The following is a 7,559-nucleotide window of genomic DNA, read 5'->3' as shown; positions in this document are numbered from 1 at the left end:
TCTGGTTCCCGTGGCCGCTGGTGATCGTCGGGCTGCTCGTCGTCTGGTTCCTGAACCGCAAGGACAACCGGCACACCCAGCCCACGAGTGGCTACGGCGCACCCACGGCCGCGCCCGGTCAGCCGGGTTGGCAGACCGGGACGACGCCCGCCACCGACGAGACGGCACGGCCCACCCAGGCGCCGTACCAGCCGTACCAGCCGTACCAGGCGACGACCTACGTGCGGCCCCGCAACCCGCGCAGGAGGGGCCCGATCCTCTTCTGGTTCACCCTCGCCCTGATCGCCACCGGAGTCGGCACGCTCGGCATCATCGACGTCTCCGGCACCGCGGTGCCCGGTGCCGCCTACCCCGCGCTCGCGATGTCGCTGACCGGAGCGATGCTGGTGCTCGGCGCCTTCTGGGGCCGCGCCGGTGGCCTGATCCTCCTCGGCCTGCTCACGGCCGCCGTGACGCTGGGCGCCACGGCGAGCGACAACTACGACGGCAAGCGGCTCGACTACACGCCGACCAGCTCGGCCGAGGTCCGCACCTCCTACGACATCGGCGCCGGCGAGCTGAGGATCGACCTGTCCCAGGTGCGCGACATCGACGGCCTGGACGGCCGCGAGCTCACCATCGACGGCGGCATCGGCGACCTCGAGGTCGTCATCCCCGACGGCATGGACGTCGTGGTCGACGCCTCGACCGGTGTCGGGGAGATCAACCTGTTCGGCCAGATGAACGACGGCGTCGACGTCACCCAGCAGGGCTCCGTCGACGGCGGCAACGACGTGCCCGACATGCGCATCATCATCGACCTCGGCGTTGGCCAGGTCACCGTCCACGAGCAGTGAGGTCCGCCATGAGCAACCACCCCCACCCCTACGCGGAGGTCGACACGGACTCCTCCGGTCGGCACCCGGTCAGCGTCGGCCATCTCGTGATGGGCGTCGCCTTCCTCGGCCTCGCCACGATCTGGCTCCTCTTCGAGTCGGACGCGATCGGCGGCGACGACCTCCGCTGGCTCATGCCCCTGCCCTGGCTCGCAGCGGGGCTCGCCGGCCTTCTCGCGGTGGCGCTCAGCGGCCGTCGGGCCCGGCCCGAGTACGCCGCAACGCCGGCCGACGCGGAGGACGAGACGCTGTAGTCCGGTGCCCTACCGGAGCCAGTCGGCCAGCGCAGCGGAGGCGATGTCGGGGTTGTCGGAGAACACGCCGTCGACCCCGGCGTCGAGGAACGCCTGCGTCTCGGCGAACAGGTCACCGGGCGCGTTCGGGTCGGTGCCGATGCGGAAGTTGGTGGCCATGAACTGGTTCTCCCTGCGCAGCGTCCACACGTGCACGACGAGATCGGCCCGGTGCGCGTCGCGCACGACGGTGGAGGGTGTGGTCGTGGCACCGTTCGTCCGGGGCAGCACCCAGTCCTTGTGCGCGCCCAGCCCGTCGGCGTACGTCGAGATCGCCCTGAGGCCCTGGCGCGTCACCATCGAGGCGTAGGTGACGCCGGGCAGGTCGACCGGACCCCTCGTCGCGTCGACCAGTTGCCCCAGATCGACCCTCGTCATCCGGTTGAGGTCCTGGAGGTTGGTGACCTCGAACGATTGGATGATGACGTCGTCGGACCTGTCGTCGAGGTCGTGTGCCTCCAGTGCGGCCACCAACGGCTCCTCGAGCGAGAGCCCGACGGAGTCGAAGTAGGTCGGGTGCTTGGTCTCGGGGTAGACACCGACGCCCTCGCGGACGGCGAGGTCCAGCACCTCGTCGAGCGTGGGGATCAGGAACTGGCCGTCGTAGGCCGTGTTCTGCGGGCGGACCTGGGGCAGCCGCTCCTTGGCGCGGAGCGTGCTGAGCTCGGCGTAGGTGAAGTCCTCGGTGAACCAGCCGGTGAAGGGGGTGCCATCGATGACCTTGGTGGTCCTGCGGCCGGCGAACTCGGGGTGCGACGCCACATCGGTGGTGCCACTGATCTCGTTCTCGTGGCGAGCCACGAGCACGCCGTCCCTGGTCGAGACCACGTCGGGCTCGATGTAGTCGGCGCCCTGGTCGATGGCGAGCTGGTAGGAGGCGAGCGTGTGCTCGGGTCGGTAGCCCGAGGCCCCGCGGTGACCGATCACGAGGGGGTCGGGGTCCCGCCGATGTGCGTTGGCCGGGACGGCGGTCAGGGTGAGAGCGGCCGCCAGGGCGGCCACGATGAGGCTCCGAGTAGTCATGGCCTCGAGCCAACCGGTCGCAGGCAGCCGTCGCGGGGTGTCGGGGTGAACGTCAGAAGTCGAGCTCGCGGGCGGCCGCGACCGCGAGCTCGGGGTGATCGGTGATGACGCCGTCGACTCCCACATCGAGCAGCGCCCTGACCTCGCCGGCCATGTCGCCCGGGGCGTCCGGGGCGCAACCGCGCCGCAGGTTGCTGGGCAGGAAGCGGTTCTCGACCCGCACGGTCCAGACGTGGACGGTCAGCCAGCGCCGGTGGGCGTCGCGGACGAGGTCCGAGGGCTCGCCGATGGCGCCCGAGCGGTCCCGGGGCAGCACCAGGCTCTTGTGCGGGCCGATGCCGTCGGCGTAGTCATCGATGCGGGCGAGCCCCGCGGGCGTGCACATCTCCGCGTGCGACTCCCCGACCTCGAGGAGCTGGATGATCGGCAGCCGGGTGCGCTCGGCCAGGCGCTGAAGGATGCCGGGCTCGAAGGACATCAGGCTGATCCGGGCCCACGGCTGGTCGAGGTCGTGGCGACGCAGCGCGGCCATCAGCGGCTCGTCGAGCGGGAGGCCGATCGAGTCGAAGTACGCCGCGTGCTTGAGCTCGATCATCACGCCGACCCCGCGGCCACGTCGCATCGACTCGGCGTACACCATGGCCAGGATCTCGGTGAGGGTCGCGACGCCCTCGCGGTCGTTGTAGGTCGTGTTGTCCGGGCGGGTCGCGGGCATCCGCTCTCGTGCCGTGAGCGACTTGAGCTCGGCCAGGGTGAAGTCCTCGGTGAACCAGCCCGTGACGCGGTGCCGGTCGATGGTCCGGGTGTCGCGGCGGGCGGCGAACTCGAGGTGGTCGGTGACGTCGGTGGTGCCGCTGAGCTCGGACTCGTGCCGGGCGACCAGCACCCCGTCCCTCGTCGAGACGAGGTCGATCTCGATGTCGTCGACCCCCATCCGGATCGCCGTCCGGTAGGCCTCGAGGGTGTGCTCGGGTCGGTGCCCGCTGGCACCGCGGTGGCCCACGATCGCAGGAGTGACGACCAGACTCGGGGTCCGGTCACGAGCTGGCACCTGCCAGGTCACGGTCATGTGGGCAACCGTCCCGGGGGCGGGCGTCGCGGCGACGACGGTGAGGTGAACGTCGCGTGAGGAATGAAGGTCCAGCAGAGTCGCCACAAAAGGATTCGCATGGACCCGGCCTCGCTACGTACTCTCGGACAAGTGCGTCAGCTACCCGTCCCCAACCCCGGCATCGCCGATCATCGCGGGCCCGGACGGTTCCTGTGGTGGCTCGCCAGCCAGCAGCGGCTGACACTCCTGGGGGGTATGGCCTTCGGTATCGTCTGGATGTCGTGCCAGGCCGTGATGCCGGCCGTGCTCGGGCGGGCGATCGACCGTGGGGTCGCCGATCGAGACCCGGGCCAGCTGGCGCTCTGGGCCGGCGTGATGCTGGCGATCGGACTCGTCCAGGCCGTCACCGGGATCATGCGCCACCGGTTCGCGGTGACGAACTGGCTGACCGCCTCCTACCGGATCGTGCAGCTCACGACCCGGCAGTCGGTGCGTCTCGGCGGCTCGCTGCCGCGCAAGGTCAGCACCGGGGAGGTGATCGCCATCGGCACCACCGACCTCGACCACATCGGCAACGTGATGGACGTGACCGCACGCTTCGCCGGCGCGATCGTGTCGTTCCTCCTCGTCTCCGCCATCCTGCTCAGCACCTCGGTCCAGCTCGGCCTGGTCGTGCTGATAGGCGTGCCGCTGCTCCTGCTGGTGATGGGCCCGATCCTGAAGCCGTTGCAGGCCCGCAGCGCCACCGAGCGCCAGATGCGCTCCGACCTGTCCAACACCGGCACCGACATCGTCGGCGGCCTGCGCGTGCTGCGCGGGATCGGCGGCGAGGGCGTCTTCCTCGACCGCTACCGCCGCGAGTCGCAGGCCACCCGCACCGCGGCCGTCAACGTCGCGAAGCTGCAGTCGGTCCTCGACGCGCTCCAGGTCTTCCTGCCCGGCGTCTTCGTGGTGCTCATCGTGTGGCTGGGTGCGCGCTCGGCCGTGACCGGCGCGATCACCGCGGGCGAGCTGGTCGCCTTCTACGGCTACTCCGCCTTCCTGATGCTGCCGCTGCGTACGGCGACGGAGTTCGCCAACAAGCTGATCCGCGGCCGGGTCGCAGCCACCCGCGTGTGCCGGGTCATGGCACTCGAGCCCGACGTCGTGGAGCCCGTGTCCCCCGCCGCCGCACCGCCCGCCGACTCCGTGCTGCTCGACCACCGCTCGGGGCTGCGAGTCACGCCCGGTCTGCTGACCGCGATCGTGTCGGACCAGCCCGACGACTCGGCCCTGCTCGCCGACCGGCTGGGGCTGTGCGCGGCCGAGCAGGACGACGACGTCGCGCTCGGCGGCGTGCCGCTCACCTCGCTCCCGCACGCCGTCGTCCGCGAGCGGATCATGGTCTCCGACACCGGGGCCGCCCTGTTCGCCGGTCGCCTCGCGGACCGGATCGACGAGCACGGCTTCGGCGACGTCGAGAAGGCGCTGTTCACGGCGTCGGCCGAGGACATCCTCGCGGCGCTGCCCGAGGGCCTCGACTCGGTCGTCACCGAGAAGGGCCGCTCGTTCTCCGGCGGCCAGCGCCAGCGACTGGTGCTGGCGCGCGCCCTCGCCGCCGACCCCGAGATCCTGGTGCTGGTCGAGCCGACCAGCGCCGTCGACGCCCACACCGAGGCCCGCATCGCCTCGCGCCTTCGCGCACACCGCGCGGGTCGCACCACGGTCGTCACGACAGTGAGCCCGCTCCTGCTGGACGCGGTCGACGAGGTGGCGTTCCTGGTCGACGGGCGGATCGTCGCGGTGGGCACCCACGCTTCGCTGCTGGCCGACGTTGCGGCGTACCGCACCGTCGTCGTGCGTGACGTGGAGGCCGCCGTATGAGTGTCACGACCCGGCTCCCGATCGCGGACGGCAGGGCCGTACGCCGCTATGTCGGCCAGGTCGCGCACCGGCACCCCCGACTGCTGTGGACCGCGCTCGGGCTGCACGTCCTCGCTGCGCTGACCGCGCTGGCTGCGCCGCGCCTGCTCGGCGGCCTGGTGCAGGCCGTCGAGGAGGGCACGACGACGGCGCACGTCGACAAGATCGTCGTCCTGCTCGCGGTGTTCCTGGTGCTGCAGTCGGTGCTGACACGCTACGCGCGCTACCGCTCGCAGGTCATGGGCGAGCTGGTGCTGGCCGAGCTCCGCGAGGACTTCGTCGCCAACACGCTGGCGCTGCCGGTCGGCACCGTCGAGGCCGCCGGCTCCGGCGACCTGCTGACCCGCACCGGTTCGGACATCGACCGGTTGGGCTGGTCGGTGCGGTGGGCGCTGCCGGAGTGGACGATCGCGGTCGTGTCGGCGATCTTGACCTTTGCCGCCGCGCTCAGCGTCGGCTGGTGGGTGGCGCTGCCGTGCCTGCTCGCGCTGCCGCCGCTGGCGACCGGCCTGCGGTGGTACCTCGCCCGCGCCAAGGACGGCTACCTCGCCGAGACCGCGTCCTACTCGCAGATCACCACCACGCTCTCCGAGACGGTCGAGGGCTCGCGCACCGTCGAGGCCCTCGGACTGGGCAGCAAGCGGGTGGAGCTGTGCGACGACGACTGTGCGAAGTCGTTCGTGGCCGAGAAGTACACGCTGCACCTGCGCACGGTGTTCTTCCCCGCCATGGAGCTGAGCTATCTGCTGCCGGTGGTCGGCACCCTGCTGTTCGGCGGCTGGCTCTACACGCAGGGTTCGGTCTCGCTGGCCGAGGTCACGACGGCGACGCTCTACGTGCAGATGCTGATCGACCCGGTCGACCGGATCGTGTCGATCCTCGACGAGCTCCTGCTCGGCGCGGCCGCGCTCGCCCGGCTCCTCGGCGTGGCCCAGGTGCCCGCCGACCGCGCGGTCACCGGCCGCACGCCGAACTCCGAGAAGCTCGATGCCGAGGACGTGCGGTTCGCCTACGTCGAGGGGCGCGACGTGCTGCACGGCATCGACCTCGACGTCGGGGTCGGCGAGCGGATCGCCATGGTCGGTCCGTCAGGCGCCGGCAAGTCCACGCTGGGCCGGCTGCTGGCGGGCATCCACCCGCCGCGGTCGGGCACGGTGACTGTCGGTGACGTCGGGCTCGTCGAGCTGCCGCTGGGCGACCTTCGCGGCCACGTGGCGCTCGTCACCCAGGAGCACCACGTCTTCGTCGGCACGCTGCGGGAGAACCTCATCCTCGCGCGGCCCTTCGCCAGCGACGACGAGGTCCACGCCGCCCTGTCGGCCGTCGATGCCCAGGAATGGGTGGCCGCCCTGCCCGCCGGGCTGGACACGATCATCGGCTCCGGCGGTCGGGCCGTGACCGCCGCGCACGCACAGCAGATCGCGCTCGCGCGACTCGTGCTCGCGGACCCGCACACCCTGGTCCTGGACGAGGCGACGTCACTGATCGACCCGCGCGCGGCCCGGCACCTCGAGCGCTCGCTCGCCGCCGTGCTCGAGGGGCGTACGGTCATCGCCATCGCGCACCGGTTGTTCTCGGCCCACGACGCCGACCGCGTGGCCGTGTGCGAGGACGGGGTGATCAGCGAGTTCGGGTCGCACGACGAGCTGGTCGCCGCCGGCGGTTCGTACGCCGCACTCTGGGAGTCATGGCACGGAAGGCATGAGGATGGACCCTGAACCAGTCACCGCACTCGCACCCCGGCCCGTCGGCCGGACCGTCTTCACCCAGCGCTGGGCCGAGCTGGCCTTCCTGCACTGGGCAGTCCCCGCCGAGCGGATCCAGCCCTACCTCCCGCCCGGGACACGGCCCGACACCTTCGACGGAGTCACGTACGTGGGTCTGATCCCGTTCTGGATGAGCGGCATCGGCTTCCTGGGCTCCCCGGGGCTGCCCTACGTAGGGTCGTTCCACGAGACGAACGTCCGTCTGTACTCGGTCGACGACGCCGGCCGCCGGGGCGTGGTGTTCCTGAGCCTGGACGCCTCCCGGTTGGCACCCGTCCTCGCTGCCCGCGGCGGGCCCCGGTTGCCCTATCTGTGGTCGCACATGGACCGGGAGCACTCCGGCGCACGGATCACCTACACGTGTCGACGCCGCTGGCCCGGCCCCAGGGGCGCCGCTTCGACCGTGGCGGTGAGCGTCGGGGAACCGTTCGAGGCCGGGCCGTTGGAGCTCTTCCTCACCGCGCGCTGGGGGCTGCACCTGGCCGACCGTCGCGGTCGGACCCGCTACTGGCCCAACGCGCACCCCACCTGGCCACTGCACCGGGCCGTCGTGGACGAGCTCGACGACGAGCTGCTCGGGGTGCAGGGCTTCGGCGACCTGGCGGCGAGGCCACCGGACCACGTGATGTTCTCCCCGGGCGTCGACGTG

Annotated in this window: 7 protein-coding genes; 5 read left to right on the top strand and 2 right to left on the bottom strand. The window is 71.5% G+C overall.

Annotated features, from left to right (window positions below; all coding sequences use genetic code 11):
* Positions 1-836 (top strand): LiaF domain-containing protein (locus tag RMO85_RS10075; RefSeq protein WP_310528593.1); only part of this gene is annotated, 836 nt, incomplete at its 5' end.
* Positions 837-844: 8 nt separating this feature from the next.
* Complete coding sequence (locus RMO85_RS10070; RefSeq protein ID WP_310528592.1) at positions 845-1,129, top strand: hypothetical protein; 285 nt, start codon at positions 845-847, stop codon at positions 1,127-1,129.
* Positions 1,130-1,138: 9 nt separating this feature from the next.
* Here the strand turns inward: RMO85_RS10070 and RMO85_RS10065 are convergent, their stop codons facing one another.
* Together RMO85_RS10065 and RMO85_RS10060 are read right to left on the bottom strand one after the other, a co-directional pair.
* Positions 1,139-2,191 (bottom strand): glycerophosphodiester phosphodiesterase, encoded by a 1,053-nt coding sequence (locus tag RMO85_RS10065; protein WP_310528591.1) that lies wholly within the window; start codon positions 2,189-2,191, stop codon positions 1,139-1,141.
* A 52-nt stretch (positions 2,192-2,243) separates the two neighbouring features.
* A complete protein-coding gene (locus RMO85_RS10060) occupies positions 2,244-3,347 on the bottom strand; it encodes a glycerophosphodiester phosphodiesterase family protein (RefSeq protein ID WP_310528590.1) in 1,104 nt (367 codons plus the stop codon).
* Positions 3,348-3,392: 45 nt separating this feature from the next.
* Here RMO85_RS10060 and RMO85_RS10055 point away from each other — a divergent pair, with 45 nt between their 5' ends.
* The 3 genes from RMO85_RS10055 to RMO85_RS10045 form a co-directional block, all read left to right on the top strand.
* Positions 3,393-5,105: an ABC transporter ATP-binding protein gene (locus tag RMO85_RS10055; protein WP_310528589.1), complete on the top strand. Its 1,713-nt coding sequence runs from the start codon at positions 3,393-3,395 to the stop codon at positions 5,103-5,105.
* Positions 5,102-6,862: an ABC transporter ATP-binding protein gene (locus RMO85_RS10050; RefSeq protein WP_310528588.1), complete on the top strand. Its 1,761-nt coding sequence runs from the start codon at positions 5,102-5,104 to the stop codon at positions 6,860-6,862. Before RMO85_RS10055 ends, RMO85_RS10050 begins: the two co-directional genes overlap by 4 nt.
* The coding region (locus RMO85_RS10045; protein WP_310528587.1) for a DUF2071 domain-containing protein at positions 6,852-7,559 on the top strand (708 nt) is incomplete at its 3' end. The genes RMO85_RS10050 and RMO85_RS10045, both read left to right, overlap by 11 nt.

This window comes from Nocardioides sp. (genome assembly GCF_031422975.1).
Classification (GTDB): Bacteria; Actinomycetota; Actinomycetes; order Propionibacteriales; family Nocardioidaceae; genus Nocardioides.
Note: the sequence above shows the minus strand (reverse complement) of the source record. Positions and strands in the feature narration are given on the sequence as shown.